The sequence below is a fragment of the Pseudomonas sp. Pc102 genome, assembly GCF_018408275.1.
Lineage (GTDB): Bacteria > Pseudomonadota > Gammaproteobacteria > Pseudomonadales > Pseudomonadaceae > Metapseudomonas > Metapseudomonas tohonis.
On the sequence record NZ_AP021905.1, the window covers coordinates 1323952 to 1349100 of the forward strand.

General features: G+C 65.4%; 22 protein-coding genes and 1 pseudogene. 12 read left to right on the plus strand and 11 right to left on the minus strand.

Annotated elements, in window-relative coordinates; genetic code table 11:
- Window positions 1-23 precede the first annotated feature (23 nt).
- From PHLH3_RS06275 to PHLH3_RS06295, 5 genes and pseudogenes are all read right to left on the minus strand, one after another.
- A pseudogene (locus PHLH3_RS06275) lies at window positions 24-488 on the minus strand (transposase).
- 88 nt (window positions 489-576) lie between these two features.
- A complete protein-coding gene (locus PHLH3_RS06280; RefSeq protein WP_213628588.1) occupies window positions 577-1152 on the minus strand; it encodes a cob(I)yrinic acid a,c-diamide adenosyltransferase in 576 nt (191 codons plus the stop codon).
- A gap of 1 nt (window position 1153) precedes the next feature.
- Window positions 1154-3166: a HAMP domain-containing sensor histidine kinase gene (locus tag PHLH3_RS06285; RefSeq protein WP_213628589.1), complete on the minus strand. Its 2013-nt coding sequence runs from the start codon at window positions 3164-3166 to the stop codon at window positions 1154-1156.
- Window positions 3167-3211: 45 nt separating this feature from the next.
- Window positions 3212-4123: a putative 2-dehydropantoate 2-reductase gene (locus tag PHLH3_RS06290; protein WP_213628590.1), complete on the minus strand. Its 912-nt coding sequence runs from the start codon at window positions 4121-4123 to the stop codon at window positions 3212-3214.
- Complete coding sequence (locus tag PHLH3_RS06295; protein ID WP_111264779.1) at window positions 4120-5082, minus strand: response regulator; 963 nt, start codon at window positions 5080-5082, stop codon at window positions 4120-4122. Before PHLH3_RS06295 ends, PHLH3_RS06290 begins: the two co-directional genes overlap by 4 nt.
- Before the next feature lie 227 nt (window positions 5083-5309).
- Here PHLH3_RS06295 and PHLH3_RS06300 point away from each other — a divergent pair, with 227 nt between their 5' ends.
- From PHLH3_RS06300 to PHLH3_RS06310, 3 genes are all read left to right on the plus strand, one after another.
- Window positions 5310-5789, plus strand: a complete 480-nt coding sequence (locus tag PHLH3_RS06300; RefSeq protein WP_111264780.1) for a YajQ family cyclic di-GMP-binding protein — start codon at window positions 5310-5312, stop codon at window positions 5787-5789.
- Between the two features lie 117 nt (window positions 5790-5906).
- The gene (locus PHLH3_RS06305) at window positions 5907-6737 is read left to right on the plus strand and encodes a mechanosensitive ion channel family protein (RefSeq protein WP_213628591.1); all 831 of its coding nucleotides are present in this window, start codon (window positions 5907-5909) and stop codon (window positions 6735-6737) included.
- Window positions 6738-6835: 98 nt separating this feature from the next.
- Window positions 6836-8058 (plus strand): IS3 family transposase gene (locus PHLH3_RS06310; protein ID WP_213626103.1). Its coding sequence is split into 2 segments (ribosomal slippage): window positions 6836-7199 and window positions 7199-8058, totalling 1224 coding nucleotides; the frame shifts between segments, so codons are not numbered across the junction.
- A gap of 60 nt (window positions 8059-8118) precedes the next feature.
- Here the strand turns inward: PHLH3_RS06310 and PHLH3_RS06315 are convergent.
- Window positions 8119-9888 (minus strand): AmpG family muropeptide MFS transporter, encoded by a 1770-nt coding sequence (locus PHLH3_RS06315; RefSeq protein ID WP_213628592.1) that lies wholly within the window; start codon window positions 9886-9888, stop codon window positions 8119-8121.
- A 75-nt stretch (window positions 9889-9963) separates the two neighbouring features.
- Window positions 9964-10278, minus strand: a complete 315-nt coding sequence (locus PHLH3_RS06320) for an MGMT family protein (protein WP_244863055.1) — start codon at window positions 10276-10278, stop codon at window positions 9964-9966.
- Between the two features lie 248 nt (window positions 10279-10526).
- Between PHLH3_RS06320 and PHLH3_RS06325 the strand changes: the two genes are divergently transcribed.
- The gene (locus tag PHLH3_RS06325; protein WP_213628594.1) at window positions 10527-11531 is read left to right on the plus strand and encodes a DUF481 domain-containing protein; all 1005 of its coding nucleotides are present in this window, start codon (window positions 10527-10529) and stop codon (window positions 11529-11531) included.
- Window positions 11532-11634: 103 nt separating this feature from the next.
- On the opposite strand, the gene PHLH3_RS06330 is transcribed toward PHLH3_RS06325, so the two are convergent.
- Window positions 11635-12393, minus strand: coding sequence for an SDR family oxidoreductase (locus PHLH3_RS06330; RefSeq protein ID WP_111263043.1), 759 nt, complete (start codon window positions 12391-12393; stop codon window positions 11635-11637).
- Between the two features lie 109 nt (window positions 12394-12502).
- Between PHLH3_RS06330 and PHLH3_RS06335 the strand changes: the two genes are divergently transcribed.
- The 4 genes from PHLH3_RS06335 (at window position 12503) to groL (ending at window position 15947) form a co-directional block, all read left to right on the plus strand.
- Window positions 12503-13231 carry a HugZ family protein gene (locus PHLH3_RS06335; protein ID WP_213628595.1) on the plus strand — a complete coding sequence of 243 codons (729 nt, stop codon included), beginning with the start codon at window positions 12503-12505 and terminating at the stop codon, window positions 13229-13231.
- Window positions 13232-13296: 65 nt separating this feature from the next.
- Complete coding sequence (locus PHLH3_RS06340; protein WP_213628596.1) at window positions 13297-13749, plus strand: FxsA family protein; 453 nt, start codon at window positions 13297-13299, stop codon at window positions 13747-13749.
- A 224-nt stretch (window positions 13750-13973) separates the two neighbouring features.
- Window positions 13974-14267: a co-chaperone GroES gene (locus PHLH3_RS06345; protein ID WP_111263046.1), complete on the plus strand. Its 294-nt coding sequence runs from the start codon at window positions 13974-13976 to the stop codon at window positions 14265-14267.
- Between the two features lie 39 nt (window positions 14268-14306).
- Window positions 14307-15947 carry a chaperonin GroEL gene (groL, locus tag PHLH3_RS06350; protein WP_213628597.1) on the plus strand — a complete coding sequence of 547 codons (1641 nt, stop codon included), beginning with the start codon at window positions 14307-14309 and terminating at the stop codon, window positions 15945-15947.
- 105 nt (window positions 15948-16052) lie between these two features.
- Here the strand turns inward: groL and PHLH3_RS06355 are convergent, their stop codons facing one another.
- A complete protein-coding gene (locus PHLH3_RS06355; RefSeq protein WP_173179704.1) occupies window positions 16053-16781 on the minus strand; it encodes a phosphatase PAP2 family protein in 729 nt (242 codons plus the stop codon).
- 153 nt (window positions 16782-16934) lie between these two features.
- Here PHLH3_RS06355 and PHLH3_RS06360 point away from each other — a divergent pair, with 153 nt between their 5' ends.
- From PHLH3_RS06360 to PHLH3_RS06375, 4 genes are all read left to right on the plus strand, one after another.
- The gene (locus PHLH3_RS06360; RefSeq protein WP_213628598.1) at window positions 16935-17618 is read left to right on the plus strand and encodes a response regulator transcription factor; all 684 of its coding nucleotides are present in this window, start codon (window positions 16935-16937) and stop codon (window positions 17616-17618) included.
- Window positions 17608-18885: a HAMP domain-containing sensor histidine kinase gene (locus PHLH3_RS06365; protein ID WP_213628599.1), complete on the plus strand. Its 1278-nt coding sequence runs from the start codon at window positions 17608-17610 to the stop codon at window positions 18883-18885. The genes PHLH3_RS06360 and PHLH3_RS06365 overlap by 11 nt, the downstream gene beginning before the upstream one ends.
- Window positions 18886-19444: 559 nt before the next feature.
- Window positions 19445-19669 (plus strand): hypothetical protein, encoded by a 225-nt coding sequence (locus tag PHLH3_RS06370; protein WP_213628600.1) that lies wholly within the window; start codon window positions 19445-19447, stop codon window positions 19667-19669.
- A 389-nt stretch (window positions 19670-20058) separates the two neighbouring features.
- Entirely contained in the window at window positions 20059-20763 is a 705-nt protein-coding gene (locus PHLH3_RS06375; protein ID WP_213630431.1) for a lipopolysaccharide kinase InaA family protein, read from the plus strand.
- Between the two features lie 55 nt (window positions 20764-20818).
- Here the strand turns inward: PHLH3_RS06375 and PHLH3_RS06380 are convergent, their stop codons facing one another.
- Both PHLH3_RS06380 and PHLH3_RS06385 read right to left on the minus strand, forming a co-directional pair.
- Entirely contained in the window at window positions 20819-23884 is a 3066-nt protein-coding gene (locus PHLH3_RS06380) for a multidrug efflux RND transporter permease subunit (protein ID WP_213628601.1), read from the minus strand.
- Window positions 23885-23907: 23 nt separating this feature from the next.
- Window positions 23908-25062, minus strand: a complete 1155-nt coding sequence (locus PHLH3_RS06385; protein ID WP_213628602.1) for an efflux RND transporter periplasmic adaptor subunit — start codon at window positions 25060-25062, stop codon at window positions 23908-23910.
- Window positions 25063-25149 lie beyond the last annotated feature (87 nt).

A 25149-nucleotide genomic window follows, 5' to 3' on the forward strand; every position in this document is an offset into this window, starting at 1 on the left:
CGATTCGCGAGCAGAGCTCGCTCCTACGTTGGCTCCAGCCAGATTGCATCCCATAGTGGGTAATCGGCAACCCGGCTGACCAGGCCAGCCCGCAACGGGTTGGCCACCACCTAGCGGGCCAGGTCGATCAGATCCTCCTCTGTGCGCAGGGCTCTGTCGTGATAGCCCTTCTGCCAGACCTGCCCTTGTGTTCCGAGGTGTTGATTGACTGCCTTGGCGCTGCGGGATTTGAAACGTTGCGCCAAGCGGTCCAGGGAACCCTGCTCCAGCTGGACGAGCCAGTGCAGGTGATCCGGCATCAGCACCCAGCAAAGCGTTTGCGCCAGCCCGCAGGACTGGGCTTCACGCAGGTGCTCGACGACTTTCCGCCCTGTATGAAAGTCGTCGAACAGTCGCCGGCGGCCGTGGGTGACCGTGGTTAGCAGGTAGATCCGGCCTGTCTCGGAAAAGCGTCCGCGACGCAGGGCCTCGCCTCGATAGCGTTGCACATCAGATTCCCTCTCATGTCTCGCAACTCACCCCATTCCCCAGACGCTCTGTTTCGTAGGAGCGAGCTCTGCTCGCGAAGCTTTCGCCTCATGCTTTCGCTGCAGCCTGCCACAACACCTCGTCCACACCCTCGCGCCGTGCGATGAGACGGGCAGCGACGAAGAGGAGGTCGGAGAGGCGGTTGAGGTAGGCCAGCAATTCCGCACGCAAGGGTTCCTCGGCGTTGAGTGCCTGGGCGCGGCGTTCGGCGGTGCGGGCGGCGGAGCGGCAGACGTGGGCCTGGGCCACCAGGGACGAGCCGCCGGGCAGGATGAAGTTCTCCAGCGGGCCCAGCTCCTCGTTCCAGCGGTCGATGGCCGCTTCCAGGCGCTGCACCTCGCTCTCCTGCAGCACCTGGTACTCCGGCATGGACAGTTCGCCGCCCAGGTCGAACAGGCGGTGCTGGCAGGGGGCGAGGACGTCGATCACATCCCCCAGGCCCGGCCGTGCTGCGTGTCGCTCGGCCAGTTGCGCCAGCAGCAGGCCCAGGTGGCTGTTGAGCGAGTCCACCTCGCCGATGGCCTCGATACGCGGGTGGTCCTTGGCGACGCGACGGTTGCCGGAAAGCCCGGTCTCGCCCGTGTCGCCGGTGCGGGTGTAGATCTTCGAGAGGCGGTTGCCCATATCAGGTTCCCGAGGGGCCGGAGGTCAATGGCAGGCGCAGGGTGAAGCAAGTTCCCTGGCCCGGCTTGGAGTGCACCTCCATCTGGCCCTTGTGGTTGTTGGTGATGATGAAATACGAGACCGACAGGCCGAGCCCGGTGCCCTGGCCCACTTCCTTGGTGGTGAAGAAGGGCTCGAAGATGCGCTTGCGCACGTTCTCCGGAATGCCGACGCCGTTGTCCTCCACCTGGACTTCCGCCCAGGGCGGCGCCAGGCGCGTACGCAGGGTGATGCGGCCCTCCTGGTCGTCGTCGCGCTGGTGGATGGCCTGGGCGGCGTTCTTCAGCAGGTTCAGCAGCACCTGTTCCAGTTCGTTGGCGGTGCCCGGCACCGGCCCCAGCTCGGGGTCGAATTCGCGGGTGATGGTCATGCCCTTGAAGTCGAACCCCTCGGTCAGGTCGAAGTCGTTGCTGGCGATCTCCACCGCCTGGTCGAGCAGCACCGGCAGCAGGCAGGGCGCGAGCTGGCGGTTGCTGCGGCGGCTGAAGGAAAGCATGTGGGTGACGATCTTCGCCGCGCGGGTGCCGGCCTGGTGGATGCCGTCCAGCAGCTTGGGCACTTCGCGTGCCTCCAGGTAGTGGTTCACCGAGTCGAGGCAGATGCCGTCGGCCCGTGCCTGCTCCAGGTTCTTCTCAAGGTCCGGTGACAGGCGCCGGCGGATGTTCTGCACGTTGTGCAGGATCGCCCCCAGCGGGTTGTTGATCTCGTGGGCCATGCCGGCGGCCAGCCCGCCGACGCTGAGCATCTTCTCCGACTGCACCACCATCTCCTCCATGGACAGGCGCTGAGTGATGTCGTCGACGCGGATCACCACGCCACGCCCGGTGCCGCCCATCAGGGGGTAGAAGGTCAGGCTGTAGTGGCGGACCTCGTCTCCCAGCAGCCAGCTCACCCGTTCGACCTTCTCCACCTTGTGGCGCTCGGCGGTGAGCTTGATCTGCGGCAGGAAGGGCTTGAGCGAGGGGAAGGCGAGGAACACCGGCTGGTTGAGTGCATCGTCCAGGGTGGTGCCGGAAAGCGCGGTGGCTTCCTGGTTCCACTGGGTGACATAGAGCTGCTCGTCGAGGGCGATGAGTGCCGAGGGCATCGAGTCGATGATGCTGTTGAGGTAGTTCTGGAACCCGGTGAGCTTCTTCTCGATCTTGCTGCGCACCTGCACTTCCAGCTCCAGCCGGCGGTTGGAGTGACGCGTCTCCTCGGCCAGCGCCTGGGCCTGGTCGACGGCGTTCTGGGAGTCGTCGCGGGCACGCTTGAGCTGCTGCTCGCGCGCCTCGATGCGGCTGAGCATGGTGTTGAAGGCGTCCGCCAGGCTGCCGATCTCGTCGCGGTTGCCGCGCTGGGCACGCAAGGCGTAGTTCTCCTCGCGGGTGACCTGGCGCGAGAGCTCCTCAAGGCGGCGGATCGGGCCGGTGACCATCACGCGGATCTGCCGTGCCACCAGCAGCCAGAGCAGCACGCTGCTGGCCAGGATCGCCAGGCTGGCGGTGAGGGTGCCGGTGTAGAAGGCGCCGGGCAGCTCGCTGGAGGCCACCAGCAGCAGGTAGCCGGGCGGGCCGTTGTCCTGGGGCAGCTCCACCACCTGGCTGGTGCGGAATTCGTGCAGGCGCCAGCGCTGCAGTTTCTCGGCGTGCTGCGGCAGTTTCATCATGCTGCCGCTGATCAGTTGCGCCAGCAGCTCGCCCTGGCCGTCGTAGAGGGCGGCGGCGCGCAGCGGGGCGTAGCTGTCCAACTGGTCGAGCAGCCGGCGGGCGGATTCCGGGGAGGCCAGCGCCTCGCGCGACAGCGGCGCGGTGGCGAACAGGCGGCCGAGGGTCTGCAGCGCCTGGGGCGCCATGCTCTCCTGGGAAATCCAGTAGGCGGCGCTGATGAATGCGAGGTTGGCGATCAGCAGTACCGTGGCCATCAGGACCAGCAGGGCGGCCAGCAGTTTTCTGCCGACGGACAGGTTTTCGAGGCGCTGGCGCAGGCTGTTCAAGGGGGGGGATCCAGGCGGTTGGGCTGCCGGCAGGGTAGCGCGGGGTCAGTCCAGCGGCAATCCGCGCTCGGCCAGGTGGGCGCGCAACTGCCTGAGCAGTGCCTGCAGGTGGGGCAGGACCAGGCGGTGGCGCTCGGCGGCGGCGCAGGCGTAGCCCAGCAGGTAGCTGATTTCGGTGCGGCGCCTGGCGGCGACGTCCTGGTACATAGAGGAGTAGTTGGCGGCGGTGGCCTGGATGACCCGGCCGACTTCGTCGTGCAGGTCCTGCGCGGCGTCCGGCTGGCCGCACAGGTGCAGCAGTCCGGCGAGTTCGGCGCACAGCTCCTGGACCTGCGCCGGATGCTCGGCCAGGCCGCCGTTGCGGCAGCCGTGGAGCACCGTCAGCGGGTTGATCGCGCAATTGAGGGCGAGCTTGCGCCAAAGCCGCGAGAGGATGTCCGGCGTCCAGCCATGGGGGATGCCGGCGCGCTCAAGCTCGTTCAACCAGGCCGGCGGTGCGATGGCCTGTGGGTCGCCCAGCCAGGTGAAGCCGTGGCCGGCGAAGACCACGCGAAAGTCGCCGTCGCGGAACGCGCCCTCGGTGCTGGAGGCGAGGATGCAGCGGGCGTGCGGCACGCGTGCGGCGACGGCGTCTTGGCTGCCCAGGCCGTTTTGCAGCAGGACCAGTTCAGCGCCAGGTGCTAGACGAGGGGCCAGCGCGACGACGGCCGCCTCGGCGTCGTAGGCCTTGCAGGCCAGCAGCAGGCGCTGGATTGGGGGCTCGTCGGTGGCGAGTTCGGCGGGCAGTTCCAGACGCAGGGCCTGGCCCTGTTCCACCAGGGTCAGACCGCCTGCGGCTTGGTAGGCGGCCAGGCGCTCGGCGTCACGCAGTACCAGGCGCACCGGCAGTCCGGCGCGCGCCAGGCGGATCGCCCAGAGGCTGCCGAGGCTGCCGATGCCGAGGACGTGCCAGGTCACGGCAGGGGCAGGCGAATGGCGCTGACCCGGCCACTGGCATAGGACTCGGGCAGCAGCCTGGAGGCCTGTTCGATGATGTTCTCCACGTCCACCGGCAGAGCCTTGCCGTCCATGCCGACGAGGCTGATGCCCGCCTTGAGGGTGATGAAGCCCTCGCTGGTCTTGAAGGCCTTGAGGTTGAGGCCTTCGTGCAGGCGCTTGAAGCTGCTGGGCGAGCACTCGTGGAGGTCTTCGAGTAGGGTGATCAGGCCGAAGTGGTTGTCATCCAGGCGGGTCAGCACGTCCAGCGGGCGCACCAGCTGCTGCAGGCGCCGGGCGACGCCGTGGAGCAGCTCGTTGTAGAAGTCGTTGCCGTACTGCACGCGCAGGGCGGAGGCGTCGTGCAGGCCGATCAGCAGGTAGCACAGCGCGCCGCCACGGGATTCGACCTGGCGCAGGCTGTCGGACAGCTTCTGGCGCAGGTAGCGCGGATTGCCGAGGCCGGTGAGCGGGTCCACCAGGTTGCGCTGTTCCAGGCTGGCGATGTTCTGCGTCATCAGCCGGTTCTCGTGGAGCAAGCGCTGCAGGGTGTTGCACAGGCGGTCCGCTGCGTAGACGCGGGGCACCAGTTGCTCGTTCATCGCCGCCTTGCTGATGAAGTCGTCGACGCCGCGGTCGAAGGCCTCGCCCAGGACGTTCTCGCCCTCCTTGCCGGTGAGCAGGATGACGTAGGTGTAGTGGTCGATCATCTCGTCCAGCTGGCGCACCCGTGCGGTCAGTTCGAGGCCGTCGATCTCGGGCATCAGCCAGTCCGCCAGCAGTACGTTGGCGGGGCGCTCTTCGAGCAGGCGCAGGGCTTCCGTCGCGCTGCTGGCGAAGCGGACATCCTGGTAACCGGCCTGGGTGAGGGCACGACCGATCATGGCGCTGGAGAACTTGGCGTCGTCCACCACCAGGATGCTGAGATGAGGGTTGGGCATGGCAGGCTCACAGGGAAGTGGCAAGGGTTGGCGGTAGTGGCTTGTTGCTATTAGTGCCTATTTCAGCAGGTTTTGCGTCCGCCTGTCAGAGCTGAATGCTTAGCTGCCATGCAATCCTGCAAAAATCGGGCTCCGTTGCTCAGTTATAATGGGCCCGCTTTTTTTACCGTCAAGCCAGGCGCCTTCCTTACGTGATGTGGGTCGCGCCGTCTATCTGGAGGAATCCCATGCCATCGTTCGACGTGGTGTCCGAGCTGGACAAACACGAGCTCACCAACGCGGTGGACAACGCGATCAAGGAGCTCGATCGCCGCTTCGACCTGCGCGGCAAGTGCAGCTTCGAGAGCAAGGACAAGGCCGTCACCCTGACCGCCGAAGCCGACTTCATGCTGGAGCAGATGCTCGACATCCTGCGCAGCAACCTGATCAAGCGCAAGATCGATATCCACTGCATGGAGATCGAGGATCACTACGCCTCCGGCAAGGTGGTCAAGCAGGAAGTGAAATTCCGCGAGGGCATCGAGAAGGAGCTGGCGAAGAAGATCGTCGCGCTGATCAAGGAGCGCAAGCTCAAGGTCCAGGCCGCGATCCAGGGCGAGCAGGTACGTGTCACCGGCAAGAAACGCGACGACCTGCAGGAAGCCATCGCCATGCTGCGCGGCGAGCCCCTGGACTTCCCGCTGCAGTACACCAACTTCCGCGACTGACGCCGCATTTTTGAACCTTCACCGCTGGCCCGCGTCGCAACGTGCAGGGTCAGCGACCTTCGCCGTGGCCTGCCCACGGCGTTTTTGTTTTCGAGAAGGCAAGAGAGGAGAGTGCGTATGGATATAACCGTCGACGAACTGGTCAGGCGATCCGAAGGCTGGCTGCCGATCATCCTCGAGTACAGCGGCAAGCTCACGCTGGCCCTGATCACCCTGCTGATCGGCTGGTGGCTGATCAACCGGATCACCAACCGGGTCAGCAACCTTTTGGCCATGCGCCGGGTCGACAAGACCCTGCACGGCTTCATCGGCAGCCTGGCCAACATGGTCCTCAAGGTGCTGCTGCTGGTCAGCGTGGCCTCCATGATCGGCATCGAGACCACGTCCTTCATCGCCGCCATCGGTGCGGCCGGCCTGGCCATCGGCCTGGCATTGCAGGGCAGCCTGGCAAACTTCGCCGGTGGAGTGCTGATCCTGTTGTTCCGCCCCTTCAAGGCTGGCGACTTCATCGAGGCCCAGGGCGTGATGGGGACGGTGGACCACATCCAGATCTTCCACACCGTGCTGCGCACCGGCGACAACAAGACCGTCATCGTGCCCAACGGCTCGCTGTCCAACGGCATCATCACCAACTACTCGAACCAGGCCACCCGCCAGGTGCTTTACGACGTCAAGGTCGACTACGCCAGCGACCTGGCCAAGGCCCGCGAGGTGCTGCTCAAGCTGGCCGAGGACCCGCGTGTGCACAAGGACCCGGCTCCGGTGGTGGTGGTCTCCGCCTTGGGGGACACCTCGATCAACCTGTCGCTGCGCATGTGGACCTCCAACGCCGACTACTGGGGCGTGATCTTCATGCTCAACGAGTCGGTGCGCGACAAGTTGCACGAGGCGGGCGTCCAGCTCGCCCAGCCGCCGCGCATGGTGCAGGTGGTCCCCAGCGCAGGGTGAGGCGATTACGAGAAGGCCGGCGAATGCCGGCCTTTTTCATGTCCGTGTCCCGTCCTGAATAAGGTTTACACCTTCGCCCTTATTTCAGGAGAACCCCGATGGCAGAAGGTATCCGTCGCAGTCAGCGTGATTACACGCAGGCTTTTAAACTGGCAGTGGTCGATCAGGTCGAAAAAGGCGAAATGAGCTACAAGGAGGCTCAGGCTCGCTACGGCATCCAGGGCCGATCGACGGTGCTGGTGTGGTTACGCAAGCATGGCCGGCAGGACTGGAGTCAGGGAGCTTCCATTCGATCCGCCAGGAGCAAGCCGATGTCCGAACCCAACCTGCCACTGACGCCGGAGCAGCGCATCAAGGAGCTGGAGCAGCAGCTGGAAGTCATGAGCCAGAAGGCCCAGTTCTTCGAGGCGGTCGTGACTGTACTGAAGAACGACTACGGCGTATCCGTTGTAAAAAAGCGTCCCGGCAAGTCCTCACGCAAAGGCAAGTCCCGGCGCTGAGCGTTAGCAGGGCTTGCCAGTTCATGGGCTTGAGTCGCCAAGCCTATTACCAGCGCAACCGCTCGGCGGACCGGCGTTCCGAGCAAGATTCGCTGATTGCCCAGGTCGTGCGTGAGGTACGGATGCGGCAGCCCCGTCTGGGAACGCGCAAGTTGCATTTTTTGCTGCAGGATCAGGCCAGGATCGCGTTCCATGTGGGCCGGGATCGCCTGTTTAGGGTGCTGGCGGAGCATCGCCTGCTGGTCAAACCCAAGCGGGCGTATCACAAGACCACCCACAGCTTTCACCGGTTCTATCGTCATCCGAATCTGCTCAAGCCAGGGCCACAGCAGGTGTTGCCCTACGCCCCGGAACAGGTATGGGTGGCGGACATCACCTATTTGCCGAGCCAGAGCGGTCCGCTGTACCTGAGCCTGGTCACCGATGCCTATTCGCGCAAGATCGTCGGCCATCACGTCCACGACAGCCTGCATGCCGAGTCGGTGGCCCGAGCCTACAGCCAGGCGCTGCGGTACCGCACGACGCGGAATCCCCTGGTGCATCACTCCGACCGAGGCATCCAGTACTGCTCGGAGCTGTACCAGCGCCTGCACGCGCAGCACGGGGCAACCTGCTCGATGACCGATGGTTACGACTGTTACCAGAATGCGCTGGCTGAGCGCGTCAACGGCATCCTGAAGAACGAGTTGCTGGAGCACCCTCCCACCGACCTCGGACAGGCGCGCCGCATGGTGCGCGAAGCCGTCGATATCTATAACCGGGAGCGGCCTCACCTGGCTCTGAAATACAAAACACCCGATGCGGTACATCGGACGTTTTGAGGTCTGGAGCCTGGCCTGAAAGGTGTAAACCTATTTCAGGACTAGACACCGTGCAAAGCGCTACGGCTGTTCCGACTGCGCGCGGGGAGCGGGGGGCTGGGGCGCGGGGGGCGTGTCCGCTTCCGTGGTCGGCGGGGTGCTGCTGTCGGGCTGCCGGCGCTCCTGGCCCCACTGCACGGCGATGAGGATCAGCGTCGGCACGCCGAGCAGCGCGGTGAGCTGGAAGAACTGGTGATAGCCGAGGGATTCGACCATCACGCCCGAGTAGCCGCCGATCAGCCTCGGCAGCAGCAGCATGATCGAACTGAGCAGCGCGTACTGGGTGGCGGAGAACTTCAGGTTGGTGAGGCTCGACAGGTAGGCGACGAAGGCCGAGGTGGCGAGCCCTGCGCTGAAGTTGTCGCAGGAGATGGTGAGGATCAGCATGTCCAGGTGCGGGCCCATGTCGCTGAGCACCACGAACATCAGGTTGGTCGCCGCCGATGCCGCGCCGCCGATGAAGAGGATCGGCAGGATGCCGAAGCGCACGATCAGCAGGCCGCCGGCGCCCGCGCCGAGCAGGGTCATGATCAGGCCGAAGAGCTTGCTGACGCTGGCGATCTGCTCCTTGCTGAAGCCCTGGTCGATGTAGAAGACGTTGGCCATCACGCCCATCACCGTGTCCGACATGCGGTAGGTGGCGATCAGCCCCAGCAGCAGCAACGCCTGCCAGCGGTAGCGCTGGACGAACTCGCTGATGGGCGTGACCACCGGCGCCATCAGCAGGCGGCCTGGGGCGGAGAAGCAGGCGAGGGCGATCAGCACGAACAGCGTGCCGCGCGGCCAGGCGCCCGATGCATAGGCCTTGATGGCCGCCGCAGTGGTCACCAGGATGACGATCAGCACGATCATCGACACCGCCTGGTGGACGAAGTCGAAGTTGGGAATCACCTTGCCCCGCGCGGCCACCAGCAACTGGCGGCGCTGCTGACTGAGCAACTCGCGCACCGGGACGATCTGGCGCCTGCCCCAGGGCGACAGGCAGGCCACCAGGAAGAGGAAATAGAGCAGGGCGCGCGGCCAGGCACGATCGAGCATGCCGGTGATCATCGCCGGCAGGGAGATCAGCATCACCAGCAGTATCAGTACCGAGGCCAGCTGGTCCTTGAGCTTGAAGCGCGAGGTGCTGGTCTGGACCTGCGCGTCGATGCGTGGTTCGCGCATCCACAGGCTGGTGACCAGGCCGGGCAGCATGAGAAGAGCGAACAGCAGGTAGGTGCCGGCCCAGGCACCGTACTCGTAGCTCAGCGAGGTGGAGCCGAACCACTCGGCGAAATACAGCGCGCCGGCTGTGGCCAGCAGTGCCGAGACCCGGTAGCCGAGCATGTAGCTGGCGGCCAGCGCGGCCTGGCGGCTGTCCTCGGCGATCTCCAGGCGGTAGGCGTCGACGGCGATGTCCTGGGTGGCGGAGGCGAAGGCCACCACCACGGCGATCGCGATCAGCCAGGTCAGGTGTTGTTGCGGGTCGCACAGGGCCATGCCCACCAGGCCCAGCGCCACCAGGACCTGGGACAGCACCAGCCAGGAACGACGGCGACCGAGGCGACCGAGCAGCGGCAGGCGGAACTGGTCCAGCAGCGGCGACCAGATCCACTTGAAGGCATAGGCGAGGCCGATGAGGCTGGCGAAGCCGATGGTCTCGCGGGAGACGCCGGCCTCGCGCAGCCAGACGGAGAGGGTGGAGAACACCAGCATGTAGGGCAGGCCGGCGGCGAAGCCCAGCAGGAGCAGCGCGAGGGTGGCCGGGCTGGCGTAGGCGGCCAGGGCGGCGCGCCAGGTACGGTGGGGCATCAGGCGTGTAGTCCAGAAATCACGGGGCGGTCCATGACGAGGTGCACGCGACGGAACCGCGACAAAGCGCGCACTCTAACCCTTGGGTGGCATGGGAAGCCAGCCATGCCGACGCATATCCACCCGTTCGTTATGGATGAAGACCCCCTCGGCCCGCAAACGTGCCCGCTGCTCGTCCCCGGAGGGGCTTCCGGCCGGCAGGCTGAGGCGTCCCCCGGCGGCGATCACCCGGTGCCAGGGCAGGCGCGTGCCTTGGGGCAGTTGGCTCAGGGTGCGCCCGACCCAGCGCGCCGCGCGACCCAGGCCGGCCATTTCGCCGAGCTGGCCATAGCTCACCACCTTGCCTGGCGGCACCTGGGCCAGGGTCAGGTACAGCGCTTCGCGGCGCATTTCGGGGCTGGCCGTTGGCAGGTCGTTCGGTACGTTCACGTCGGGACTTGGCTTGCGAGGCACCATGGCGGCAGGTGTCCGGTGCGGGGGTGGTGGCCAGGATAGGGCGGCGGCCAAGGAGCCACAACCGCTCTGCGTTACCTCTTTTTTGTGGAACTTGAGGCTTGTCCGTCGGTCAGTCCTTGCTCAGTCGCCGGGCTTGCGGATAATGCCCGGTTTTTCGCGAACTTGAGCCCGTGTATCCGCCTATGTTGTCCAGAACCCTGCTGTGCCTAGCCATTGCGGCTGCCTCGACCCCCTCCCTCGCCGACACCGTGTGGATGAAGAACGGCGATCGCCTTTCCGGCAAGATCAGGGTCTTCGACGGCGGCAAACTGATGCTCGAAACCGACTACGGCGGCTCCATCCCGCTGGATTGGAAGAAGATCGCCACCCTGGAAAGCGAGCAGGAGCTGATGATCAAGCAGGACGACATCACCGGCGAGCGGGCCAAGACCCTGCGCCCGGCCGAGCCCGGCAAGGTGATCCTGGCCAATGGCGAGGCGCCCAGGACCGTCGAGCTGGCCAGCATCGAGCAGATCATGAAGCCCAAGCCCTTCGTCGAGGACCTGACCTGGTCCGGCAACGTCGACCTGGCCCTGGATTACAAGCGCGCCGAGAAGGACACCGACGACTACGACGTCGATTTCAAGACCAAGGCCCGCCACGGCCGCTGGCGCCACAACGCCACGGGCGAGTACAACCGCGAGTTCCAGGACGACGTGAAGACCACCGAGAACTGGGAGCTCGAGTACGCCCTGGACCGGTTCGTCACCGACAAGTTCTTCTGGCAGGGCCGCGCCGAATACAAGCGCGACAAGATCGAGGACCTGGAGCGCCAGCGCACCCTCGGTACCGGTCCCGGCTACCAGTTCTGGGACGACGAGCTGGGTGCATTCTCCCTGGCGTCTCTGGTCAACCGCACCGACTACGAGTACGCCAATGGCGAGAAGGACAACTTCTACGCGCTCAGCGTGAAGTGGGACTACAACCGCTACCTGGTGGGCAAGACGGTCGAGCTCTTCACCGTCGGCGAAGTCGGCCGCCCGCTGGGCAATGCCGCCGACTACTCCCTGGATGCCGAAGTGGGCCTGCGCTACAAGGTCACCGACTGGGCCTCGCTCAACCTGAAGGCCGAGAAGGACATGGTCAGCGGCTCCGAAGGCGAGATCGACGAGACCCGCTACACCGTTGGTTTCGGCGTAGGTTGGTAAGCATCCAGCCGGCTCTCCCGGGCTGAAGCCCGGGCTACGGGCCTGCAACCGCCGGACAAGAAAAAGCCCCGCTGATGCGGGGCTTTTTCATTGCGGCTCGGCCTTACAGGCGCAGCCCGCCATCGAGTTCCAGGACGCGACCGGTGTAGTAGTCGTTCTCCAGGATGTAGGCCACCGAGTGGGCGATCTCCAGGGGCTTGCCCAGGCGCTTGAGCGGAATGCCGGAGGTCATCTTCTCCAGGGCCTCGGGCTTCATGCTGGCGACCATGTCGGTCTCGATGAAACCGGGCGCCACGCCCGCCACGCGGATGCCGTAGCGTGCCAGTTCCTTCGCCCAGACCACGGTGTCGGCGGCGACGCCGGCCTTGGCGGCGGAGTAGTTGGCCTGGCCCATGTTGCCGGCGCGGGAGATGGAGGAGATGTTGATGATCGCCCCTTCGTTCTTCAGCTCGATCATCTTCGCCGCCACTTCGCGGGTGCACAGGAACACGCCGGTCAGGTTCACGTCGATCACCGCCTGCCACTGGGCCAGGCTCATCTTGGTCATCTCGCCGTCCTTGACCTTGATGGTCAGGCCGTCACGCAGGATGCCGGCGTTGTTCACCAGGCCGTTGATGGCGCCGAAGTCCTCGGCCACCTGGGCGACCATGTGGGTCACCTGCTCTTCGTTGGCCACGTTGCACAGGTAGGCACGGGCATCGCCGCCGGCGGCCTTGCAGGCGGCCACGGCGTCGTCCAGTTTTTCCTGGTTCAGGTCCACCAGTGCCAGCTTGGCGCCCTTGCCGGCGAGGTACTCGCCCATGGCGCGGCCGAGGCCCTGGCAGCCGCCGGTGATGATGATGACCTTGTCTTTGAGCTGCATGCTTTTCCCCTCGAAGTCGAATTGAGTGGCGCTATCCCCGCTGGCGGCCTGGAACCGTTATTCTGGCCGCCCGTCCGTTTTCGACGGATTCTCTGCAAGGAGTCAGAAGGTGAGCGTGAAAGCCGCAAAGAATGCCCGAGAATTGCTGCTCAAGGAATACCGCGGCGTCCTCTCGACCCAGTCCAAGGCCATGCCGGGCTTCCCTTTCGGATCGGTGGCGCCTTATTGCCTGGACGCCGCCGGCCGACCGCTGATCCTCATCAGCCGCATCGCCCAGCACACCCACAACCTGCAGAAGGATCCCAAGTGCTCGCTGCTGGTGGGCGAGCGGGGCGCCGATGACATCCAGGCCGTCGGCCGCCTGACCCTGCTCGCCGAGGCACGGCAGCTCACCGACGAGGCCGAGGTCGCTGCCGCCAGCGAGCGCTACTACCGCTATTTCCCGCAGTCGCGCGACTACCACCAGACCCACGACTTCGACTTCTGGGTGCTGGAGCCCGTGCGTGCCCGCTTCATCGGCGGCTTCGGCGCCATCCACTGGATCGATCAGGTGGTGCAGGCCAACCCCTTCGCCGGCGAGGCCGAGCGCAGCATGATCGAGCACATGAACGACGATCATCAGTCGGCCATCGCCCACTACCTGGCATTGCGCGGGCTGCCCGGGTACGCGGCGGAGATGGTCGGCATCGACGCGGAGGGCTTCCACCTGCGCACCGGGCAGGTGGTGCACTGGCTGCCCTTCCCAACATCCTGTAACAACCCGGGCGCGGTCCGGCAGGCCCTGGTGGCACTGGCGCGCGCCGAAGCCTGGCCGTCCGTCGCCGAGCCAGAAGCTTGAATTCGAGGAAGAGCGGCTTCATCTAAATTGCCATCGGAAGCCGTTCTTCCGTCAAGGATCCCTCGATGCGTTTCTTTCTGTTCCTCTTCCTGCTTTTCCCGATCATCGAACTGGCCGTGCTGATCCAGGTCGGCAGCGTCATCGGCGTCCTGCCGACCCTGCTGCTGGTCATCGGCACCGGTGTGCTCGGCAGCGTCCTGCTGCGGGTCGCCGGGGTCGCCACGGCCTGGCGCGCGCGGGAGAAGCTCGCCCGTGGCGAGATGCCCGAGCAGGAAATGCTCGAAGGCCTGCTGATCGCCGTCGGCGGTGGCCTGCTGCTGCTGCCCGGCTTCATCAGCGACATCTTCGGCGTGCTCTGCCTGATTCCCTTCACCCGTCGCCTGCTGATCGGTCGCCTGCTCAAGCGCGCCCAGGAGCAGGCCCGGCGCCAGCGTGCCTTCGCCGACGATCTCGCCGCCCGCAGCGGGCAGACCCGTCCGAACGTGATCGAGGGCGAATACGAGCGCCGCGACAACTGAGCCTCCGGTCGGCGGCGCTGAACTTCCCGCATTTTTTTCAGCCGCTGCCCTTGAAATGCCTCAGAACGCCCCTATGTATCGGTCACCGCAAGGTTCCTTGCCCTCGCCGGCAAGGTCAGACTTCAGCGGAGTGCCCTGCACCCCGCAGCCGGCAACGCCGGATTTCGCTAACCCGCCGGTCGTTCGTACCGGCGCCGGAAAACACTGATTGGGAGAGTTAGACAATGAAGCTTCGTCCCCTGAATGACCGCGTCGTAATCCGTCGCAGCGAAGAAGAAACCAAGACCGCTGGCGGCATCGTGCTGCCGGGCTCGGCTGCCGAGAAGCCGAACCGCGGTGAAGTGGTCGCCGTCGGTACCGGTCGCGTTCTGGACAACGGCGAAGTCCGTGCCCTGGCAGTGAAAGTGGGTGACCAGGTGGTATTCGGCCCCTACTCCGGCAGCAACGCCATCAAAGTCGATGGTGAAGAGCTGCTGGTGATGAGCGAGAACGAAATCCTCGCTGTCATCGAAGCCTGAACCACTCCCCCTTTCCCATAGAATTCGAGGAAAAAGAACATGGCTGCTAAAGACGTAAAATTCGGCGATGCCGCTCGCAAGAAACTGCTCGTTGGCGTCAACACCCTGGCTGATGCCGTGAAAGCCACCCTCGGCCCGAAAGGCCGTAACGTGGTCCTGGAGCGCAGCTTCGGTGCCCCGCTGATCACCAAGGACGGCGTTTCCGTCGCCAAGGAAATCGAGCTGAAGGACCGCATCGAGAACATCGGCGCCCAGCTGGTGAAAGACGTTGCCTCCAAGGCCAACGACGCTGCCGGTGACGGCACCACCACCGCTACCGTCCTGGCCCAGGCCATCGTCACCGAAGGCCTGAAGTCGGTCGCTGCCGGCCTCAACCCGATGGACCTCAAGCGCGGCATCGACAAGGCCACCGCCGCCGTCGTCGCCGAGCTGAAGAACCTGTCCAAGCCGTGCACCGACACCAAGGCCATCGCCCAGGTCGGCACCATCTCCGCCAACTCCGACGACTCCATCGGCAACATCATTGCCGAAGCCATGGAGAAGGTCGGTAAAGAAGGCGTGATCACCGTCGAGGAAGGCTCGGGCCTGGAAAACGAACTGTCCGTCGTAGAAGGCATGCAGTTCGACCGTGGCTACCTGTCCCCCTACTTCATCAACAAGCCGGACACCATGGTGGCCGAGCTCGACGGCCCGCTGCTGCTGCTGGTCGACAAGAAGATCTCCAACATCCGCGAACTGCTGCCGGTTCTGGAAGCCGTTGCCAAGTCCGGCCGTCCGCTGCTGATCGTGGCTGAAGACGTCGAAGGCGAAGCCCTGGCCACCCTGGTCGTCAACAACATGCGCGGCATCGTCAAAGTAGCTGCCGTCAAGGCCCCGGGCTTCGGCGACCGCCGCAAGGCCATGCTGCAGGACATCGCCATCCTCACCGGCGGTACCGTCATCTCCGAAGAAGTCGGTCTGAGCCTGGAAAGCGCCACCCTGGAGCACCTGGGTAACGCCAAGCGCGTGGTCCTGAGCAAAGAAAACACCACCATCATCGATGGCGCCGGCCAGCAGGTCGACATCGAGGCGCGTGTTGCCCAGATCCGCAAGCAGGTCGAAGAAACCTCTTCCGACTACGACAAGGAAAAACTGCAAGAGCGCCTGGCCAAGCTGGCTGGCGGTGTTGCCGTGATCAAGGTTGGCGCTGCCACCGAAGTCGAGATGAAAGAGAAGAAGGCCCGCGTGGAAGACGCCCTGCACGCTACCCGCGCTGCGGTGGAAGAAGGCGTGGTTCCTGGCGGTGGTGTTGCCCTGGTTCGCGCCCTGGTTGCCATCAAGGACCTGGTAGGTGCCAACGAAGAGCAGACCGCCGGTATCAACATCCTGCGTCGCGCCGTCGAGGCTCCGCTGCGCCAGATCGTCACCAACGCCGGTGACGAGGCTTCGGTGGTTCTGGACAAGGTCAAGCAGGGTTCGGGCAACTACGGCTACGACGCTGCCACCGGCCAGTACGGCGACATGATCGAGTTCGGCATCATCGACCCGGCCAAGGTCACCCGTACCGCGCTGCAAGCCGCTGCTTCCATCGCCGGCCTGATGATCACCACCGAGGCGATCGTTGCCGAGCTGCCGGAAGACAAGGCTGCTCCGGCCATGCCGGACATGGGCGGCATGGGCGGCATGGGCGGCATGATGTAAGCCACCCAGTCCATCCGGTCTGAAAGAAGCCCCGCCTCGTGCGGGGCTTTTTTATGCCTGTGGAAACGTCGCGGGTCGGGCATCGTCCGATGCGCCCGCTACCTGCTAGGGCGCCAGTTCCGTGGCGCCTTGGGGCGCCTCGTCGGCCTGGGGCGCATAGAGCATCAAGCGGTAGCAGCCGAGGCAGATCAACCAGTCCAGCAGCGCCGTCCACAGGTTGTGGGAGAGAAAGTGCGCGCCCTGCATCATCCTCCCCACCGAGAACAGCCCGCCCAGGGCCAGGGCTCCGACCAGGGCGAGGCGTGCCAGGCGGCGATTGCGGTCGCGCAGGAGGAAGTACAGCGCGAAGAAGGTGAAGCCGCTGCTGGCGTGGCCGCCCGGCCAGCAACGCCCGGGCTTGGCGGTGGGCGCGCGTTCGGCCAGCAGCGGGGTGTAGGTCTCCACGCCGCCATAGCGGGTCAGGTCCCAGGGGCAGTGCACGGCGGTCAGCGCCTTCAGGGGCGTCACGATCGCGGTGGACAGGCCCATCGCCAGGACCAGGTAGCCGAGGCGCCTGCGCAGGCCGTACCAGGGGCGATACAGGCAACTGGCGACGAACCCGGCCAGGGCCAGCAGCGCCACCGCGATCACCGCCTGCTTGGCGCGGTCATGCATCACGTCCTCGAGGAAGAAGCTGTGGGCGCCGATGAAGCCTTCTCCAGGCCGGTAGAACAGGTCGGCCAGGGCGAAGTCGAGGCGCGTCGGCTCGATCACCAGCAGGGCGAGGATGATCGCCAGCGGCAGGCCGAGCGCCCAGCCATAGGCGATCGGGCGGGAGGAGAGGGTAGGGGGCATGGGTGTCTCCGGATTGCATGCGGGGGGATTGTCAGGCGAGGGAATGGGCGTAATCTGCCGTGGCCGCCGTGGTGGCACCGTGAACCGCGGGTGAAAAAACTGTCAAAGACGGCCAGGCCCGGACGGGCATCGATGAGGCGTGGGGAGCTGCAGATGCGGATTTTGCTGGTGGAAGACAATCGCGACATCCTGGCCAACATGGCCGATTACCTTGAGCTCAAGGGCTACAGCGTCGACTGCGCCCAGGACGGCCTGTCCGGCCTGCACCTGGCGGCCACCGAACACTTCGACCTGATCGTGCTCGACATCATGCTTCCCGGCCTGGATGGCTACGCCCTCTGCCGGCGCCTGCGCGAGGAGGCGCGGCGCGACACGCCGGTGATCATGCTCACCGCGCGCGATGCACTCGACGACCGGCTGCAGGGGTTCAAGTCCGGGGCCGACGACTACCTGCTCAAGCCCTTCGCGCTCTCCGAGCTGTCGGCGCGCATCGAGGCCGTGCTGCGGCGCTCCCAGGGCGGCGGCAAGCGCAGCCTGCAGGTGGGCGATTTGAGCTACGACCTCGACACCCTGGCGGTCAGCCGTGCCGGCAAGCCGCTCAAGCTCAACCCCATCGGCCTCAAGCTGCTGGCCGTGCTGATGCAGAAAAGCCCCCATCTGGTGCGCCGGGAAGCCCTCGAGGAGGCGCTATGGGGCGACGACTGCCCGGACAGCGACAGCCTGCGCAGCCACATCCACCAGCTGCGCCAGGTGATCGACAAGCCCTTCGGCACCCCCCTGCTGCACACCCTCCACGGCCTGGGCTATCGCCTGGCGGAGTCGGCCGATGGAGTTTAGGCAGAGCCTCGCGCGGCGCATCGTCATCGCCTTCACCCTGATGACGGCGCTGGTTGGGGGGACCTTCTCGCTGGGCATCATCGAAGTGGTGCACCTGATCGAGGAACAGCTGATCTCCCGCGACCTGAACAACGAGCTGGAGCGCATCCTCTACGAGAACCTCGCCAAGGGCCGGGCGCCGAGCCTGGACAGCGACACCCGCTTCTACTTCGGCGAGGGAACCGGCCCCTACGCCCTGCCCGTCGAATACGCCAAGCTGGCGCCGGGTTTCCACGAACTCTTCGAAGGCCAGCTCTCGTTCCACGCCCTGGTGCGGGACATCGACGGCCACCGCTACGTACTGCTGCAGGACCAGAGCGATTTCGAGGACCGCGAGCAGGCGCTCTATGGCGTGGTGCTGGTGGGCTTCATCCTCAGCGTGCTGCTCTCGGCGCTGCTCGGCTGGCTGCTGGCGCGCAAGGTCATCGCGCCGGTGGTACGCCTGGCCGGTCAGGTCCGCCACCGCGACCAGCTGCTCGGCCTGGCGCCGCCGCTGGCGCCGGACTACACCTCCGACGAAGTGGGCCAGCTGGCCCAGGCGTTTGACGACACTCTCGGCCGGTTGCGCGATGCCCTGACCCGCGAGCGCCTGTTCACCAGCGATGTGAGCCATGAACTGCGCACGCCCCTGATGGTGATCGCCACCTCCTGCGAACTGCTGATGGAAAACAACCACCTCGACGACCGCTCGCGTCAGCAGGTGCTCCGCATCGGTCGGGCCAGTGAGGAAATGCGCGATCTGGTGCAGACCTTCCTCATGCTCGCCCGTGCCCAGCGCAACGGTGGCGAGATGGTGCCGCAATCCCGGCTCGGCAGCCTGGCGGATGAGCTGGCCGGCCTCTGGCGCGACCCCATCGAGGCCAAGGGGTTGCGCTTCGACTACCACCCCGGCGTCACCTCGGAGGTTCTCTACAACGCGGCCTTGCTCCGCTCGGTACTGGGCAACCTGTTGCGCAATGCCCTGCACTACACCGAGTCGGGCCACATCGAGCTGCGCCTGGACGAGCGCGGATTCAGCGTCGAGGACAGCGGGGTCGGTATCCCGGAAGAGCAGCGCGAGGCGATGTTCCTGCCCTTCGTGCGGGGTATCGAGCAGCGCGGGGATGGCCTCGGGCTGGGCCTGTCGCTGGTCAAGCGCATCTGCGAAAGCCAGGGCTGGGTGGTTCGCCTGTCGCCTTCCAGCTCAGGCGGTTGTCACTTCCGTGTCGACCTGGATGGCGCCGCCTGACAGATTTTTCACATCGGCTTGACGCCGGCATGACGGCTGCCGGCGGAAGCTGATCGTCTCCAGGGACCCGACGGCCAGTAGAGGGTACGGACCTTGCAGTGTTCGCCTCCCATTGCGCCGGGGTAACACTCGCGACGCCCGGGGGGAGGGCGAGCGGAGGGGCGCATGGGGCTTTCAGGGAACCTGGCGCTTTGCGCGCGGTCCCACCGGGGCCTCGCACGTGGGCAATCGGGTTACTCCTGGGTGATTCCTGTTACCTGGGCGCTGCCTCCGGGCTCGACCAGCGGGCGATGACGAGGCCCGGACGATGAACTGACATGGATTTGCAATGAATCACCGCTAGCCTCGCCCGTCTGCCAACCGACGGTACCGAGGCCGACGGCGCCGCGTGATACGGCAAACAGGCGGTTGAGAGTGCGCTGCTCCTTAGGGACAAGAGCCGCGAAGGGATGACCAGGCCAGAGCGACATGCCATTCGTCACTTCGAAAAAGCGGACTGTGAACTATTGATCTAGTGTGAAGACACAGCGTTTGGCAGCGCTATCAAGGGGTTGCGATCATGAAGTTAGAAATAACGCGAGCTTTGTTCCTCGTAGGAGCCCTGGGCGTCGCGTCCATCGCCGCGGCGGCTTGGCATGAGCCGTCACCTTCGGTCGTCAGCGTCAATGGCCTCGGCTATTGTCCCCTGCCTCCCAATGCCCGGCACAAGGCCGAGGCGGTGCCCGACAGGCAGTTGCTGCTGCTGATGTTCGGGCTTTCCCAGGGCATGGGGCCGCAAGGCTGAGCAGCGTCCCGTAGACATCCAGGCCCCGCGCATGCGGGGCTTTTCATTTGCGCCGCCGACCTCATTCAGTGATCGCCACGCACCTTCTCACGTCCCTTGCGCGCCGACGTCCTGCAACGGTATGGACCTTGCAAACCTGCTGCTCACCCGCTGGCGAGAGTAGGGTTGCTGCGGTTCATCGCCCGGAATAGAGACATCGTTGCCCCATGGGGTGACTTGGGTCCGGGCTTGCCGCCGTGCACAGGGTTACCGAGTGCACGTTCCTGTTACCGCAAGCGACATCAAAAAAGGGCGTGAATCATTCGCCCCCCTGGGCGGTCTGGATCTCGATTGAGACTGCGACCGACCAGGCGATAAACGCAGGGGATGGTCCGATGGAGACAGCTGTGATTGCGTTGGCAAGCGATATGGACGACCCGTTCGAGCGCTTCTGGAACTGGCGTGGGGAATGGGTCGAAGCACCCAACCTGCGACGGGGCGGTGAAAGCGGGGTGGAGCGGGTGCGCCGGGACGACGGTGTCCTGTTGTATAGCAAGCGCCAGTGCGGCCATCTCTATCGCAGCGTGCTGCACCCCTTCGGACGCCCGACGGTGCTTCGCGAACGGGATGCCATCCGCGCCTTCGAACGCCTCGGCGTGAGGGTGCCGCGGCTGGTGTTCTGCGGCGCGCGGCGCGGCGGCGAGGGCGCTTGGCAGGCGCTGCTGGTGACGGAGGCGCTGGAGGGCTTCATCGATTTCGAGCGCTGGTACGCCTCCCTGGAGGAGCGCGCCGACGCCAAGGGCGAGCGCGAGCGGGTGCTCGGCCAGATGGCGGAGGTGCTGGCGCGGTTGCACCGGGGCGGTTGGCAACACGGCTGCCTTTATCCCAAGCACGTGTTCATCCGCGTCGGGGAAGGGGAGGGCGCCGAATCGGTGGAAATCGCCCTGATCGACCTGGAGAAGAGCCGCCGTCGCTTCGCCCATGCCCGGGCGGCGCGCAACGATGTCGGCCAGATCAGGCGCCATTCGGCCATCCGCGACGAGGACTGGGCCTACCTGCTGGCGGCCTACGAGCGTGCCTTCGGCAGCCGCGTGGAGGCGCTGCACCGGCTTTGAGAACCCTGGAATGAAGAAGGCCCCGCAGATGCGGGGCCTTCTCGTTCAACCGGGCTCAGTGGCTTGCGACGGGCTCTGCCTCGGGCTGGGCAGCCGGCCGTGGGTCCGGCTTGGCCAGCAGGGTATAGACGCAGGGCAGCACGAACAGGGTGAACAGCGTGCCGATGGACATGCCGGTGGCGATCACCGTGCCGATATCGAAGCGGCTCACCGCACCCGCGCCGGTGGCGAGGATCAGCGGCACCATGCCGAACACCATCGCGGCGGTGGTCATCAGTACCGGGCGCAGGCGGATGGAGGCGGCTTCCTCCACCGCTTCGCGCGCACTCAGGCCCTTGTCGCGACGCAGCTGGTTGGCGAACTCCACGATCAGGATGCCGTGCTTGCTGATCAGGCCGATCAGCGTCACCAGGCCCACCTGGGTGTAGATGTTCATGCTGGAGATCCCCAGGAACAGCGGGATCAACGCGCCGCAGATCGACAGCGGCACCGTCACCAGAATCACCAGTGGGTCGCGGAAGCTCTCGAACTGGGCGGCCAGCACCAGGAAGATGATCGCCAGGGCCAGGCCGAAGGTGACGTACAGCGCGCTACCTTCCTGGACGTACTGGCGCGAGGCGCCGGCGTAGTCGAAGGCGAAGCCGCGCGGGGCTTCCTCGCGGGCGATCTGCGCCACGGTATCCACCGCATCGCCCATGCTCACAACCGGGAAGCCCTCGATGATCGCCGAGTTCAGCTGCTGGAACTGCTTGAGCTTGGTCGGCCGGGCGGTGTCGTGCACCGTGATCAGGGTCGACAGGGGCACCATCGCACCGCTTTCGCTCTTCACGTAGTAGCTGTTCAGCCAGTCCGGGTTGTCGCGATAGGCACGTTCCACCTGGGCGATCACCTTGTAGCTGCGACCGTCGATGGTGAAGCGGTTGATTTCGCCCTCGCCCAGCAGCAGCGCCAGGGTGGAGCCGAGGTCTTCCATGGAGACGCCCATCTGCGCGGCCTTCTGGCGGTCGATGTCGACCACCACTTCGGGCTTGTCGAACGCCAGGTCGACGTTGAGGAAGGCGAACTTGCCCGAGGCTTCCGCGCGCTGCTTGATGCGCTCGGTCACCTGCAGCAGGGACTCGTAGTCGTTCGGGGTGTTGACCACGAACTGGAAGGGGAGGCCTTCACCGGTCCCCGGCAGCGACGGCAGGTTGAAGCCGAAGATCTGCAGGCCGGGTATGCGGTCGAGCTTGCCCTGCACCTCCTGCAGCAGCTCCATCTGGGTGCGCTCGCGCTCGTCCCACGGCTTGAGCAGGAAGCCGCCGATACCGGCCTGCACACCATCGAAGCCGTTGATCTGGAACGACGAGTAGTACTCGGGGAAGGACTTGAAGATCTCCACGAACTCGTCGGTGTAGGCGTTCAGGTATTCGAGGTTGGTCGGCTGCGGCGCCTTGGCCATGAGGAAGACGATGCCCTGGTCCTCGTCGGGGGCCAGCTCGCTCTTGGTCATCATCAGCAGCACCGGGATCAGCGCCATCACGATGAGCGCGAACACCACCACCACCGGGCGGGTGTTGAGAGTGCCGTGCAGCGCGCTCTGGTATCGACGCTTGAGCCGCTCGAAGATCATGTCCAGCCTGTGGGCCAGGCCGCTCGGGTTCTCCTCGTGGCGCAGCAGCTTGGAGCACATCATCGGCGACAGGGTCAGGGCGACGATGCCGGAGATGATCACCGCGCCCGCCAGGGTCAGGGCGAACTCGCGGAACAATGCGCCGGTGAGGCCTTCGAGGAAGCCGATGGGGGCATACACCGCCGCCAGGGTAATGGTCATGGAGATGACCGGCACGGCGATCTCGCGGGCGCCCTCGATGGCGGCGTCGAAGGGCGTCTTGCCCTCCTCGATGTGCCGGTGGATGTTCTCCACCACCACGATGGCGTCGTCCACCACCAGGCCGATGGCGAGCACCATGGCCAGCAGCGTCAGCAGGTTGATCGAGTAGCCCATCAGCTGCATGAAGAACAGCACGCCGATCATCGACAGCGGGATGGTGATGACCGGGATCAGCACCGAGCGGAAGGCACCGAGGAACAGGAACACGACCACGATGACGATCAGCACCGCCTCGCCGAGGGTCTTCACCACCTCGTCGATGGACGCCTGGATGAAGCGCGTGGCGTCATAGGCGATGGACACCTTGAGGTTCGGCGGCAGCTGCGCTTCCAGCTCGGGCATGATCGCGCGCACGTGCTTGATCACGTCCAGCGGGTTGGCGCTGGGCGTGCCCTTGATGCCGATGTAGACCGAGGGGATGCCGTCGAAGGAGCTGATGGAGTCGTAGTTCTCGGCGCCCATCTCGACGCGGGCGATGTCACGTACTAGCACGCGGCGGTCGCCCTGGGTCTTCACCGGGATGGCGGCGAAGGCTTCGGGGGACTTGAGGTCGGTGGTGGCGTTGATGCTGGTCACCACGTACTCGCCCTTCACCTGGCCGGCGGCCGAGAGGAAGTTGTACTTGCGCACCGCATCGCTGACATCGCCGGCGGTGACGCCGTAGGCGGCCATCTTCACCGGGTCCAGCCACAGGCGCATGGCGAAGACCTGGTTACCGAGGATCTCCGCTTCCGCCATGCCCGGCAGGGTCGCCAGCTTGGGCTGGATGACGCGCGACAGGTAGTCGGTGATCTGCGGGTTGGACAGCTCGTCGCTGTAGAAGCTGATGTACATCAGCGCCGAGGCGTCGGCCGCCTCCTTGGACAGGACGGGGTCCTCGGCGTCCTGCGGCAGCTGGTTCTTCACCTCGTTGGCCTTGGCCAGCAGTTCGGTGAAGAGGCGATCCGAGTTGGCGCCGATGCGTGCGTAGATCGAGATGACCGACATGTTCTGCTGGCTCGACGACGTCATGTAGTCGATGCCTTCGGCGCTCGCCAGGCTCTGTTGCAACGGCTGGGTGATGTAGCCCTGGATGGTCTCGGCATTGGCCCCCGGGTAGGCGGTGGTCACCGTGATCAGGGCGTTTTCCATCTGCGGGTACTGGCGGATCACCAGCTTGCTGAAGGCCTGGAAGCCCAGCAGCACGATCAGCAGGCTGACCACGGTCGCCAGTACCGGGCGACGGATGAAGGGATCTGTGAAAGCCATATCGGTATTCCTTGGCGCCGTGCTTACTGCTCGGCGCTGGCTTGTTTGTCCGTTTTCGGTTGCAGGGCCTGGTCATCGGCGATGGCGACATTGGAGCCGTTGTCCAGTTTCAGCTGGCCTGCGGTCACCACCTGTTCGTCGGCCTTCAGGCCCTTGAGCACCACGACCTTGCCATCGCGGCGCTGGCCGGTCTCGACGAAGCGGCGTTCGACCACCAGGACCGGCTGGCCCTTGTCGTCCTTCAGCGCCTGGCCGTCCTCGCCCTTCTTGGCATCGATCACGTAGACCGAGTTGCCGTAGAGGGTGTAGGTAATGGCGGTTTCCGGCACCACGACGCGCAGGGTGTCACCCGGCAGCAATACCTCGAGATTGGCGAACATGCCCGGCAGCAGCTTGCTGTCGGGGTTCTGCAGCAGCGCACGCACCTGCAGGTTGCGGGTGCTGTCCTCGACCTTGGGATTGATCGCGGCGATCGCGCCCTCGAAGAACTCGCCCGGGTAGGCGGCGACGTTGATCCGTACGTGCTGGCCGATGGCGAGCTTGGGCACCGCCTGCTCGGGCAGGTAGAAGTCGAGGAACAGGGTACTGAGGTCCTGCAGGGTGGCGATGGTGGTGCCGGACGAGAGGAAGTCACCGACGTCCACCTGGCGGATGCCGATGGTGCCGGAGAAGGGCGCGACGATGCGCTTCTTCGCCAGCATGGCCTTCAGTTGGGCGACGCTGGCGTTCGACTTCTGCAGCTCCGAGGAGAGGCGGTCGAATTCGCTCTTGGAGATGTTCTGCCGGTTCACCAGGCTGCGACCGCGCTCGAACTCCACGCGAGCAAGGGCCAGGGTGGCTTCAGCGGTTGCCAGGCTGGCCTGTTCGACGTCGCTGTCCATCTGGATCAGCGGCTGGCCGAGCTTGACCTTCTCGCCGGAAAGGAACTGCACCTCCTGCACGGTGCCGCCGACTTCCACGGTCAGGTCCACGCCCTGGAACGCCTTGAGCGAACCGATGGCCGGCAGGCGCTCCTGCCAGGGCACTTCCACCGCCTTGGCGGCCGAGACGCTGATGGCAGGCTTGGGCGCCGTGAACATCGCGATCTGCTGTTTGATGGAGAAGAACTTGTACGCGGCAAGCGCGGCCACCACGAGGATGACCACGCCGAGCATGATGAGCATGCGGCGGAGCAACATATTCCGGTTCCTTGGCAAGGCAGATTGAGGGCCTGGGAATAGGCAAGGGGTGCACCTTAGTACCACTGGCGGGGGCAAGTCAAAGGC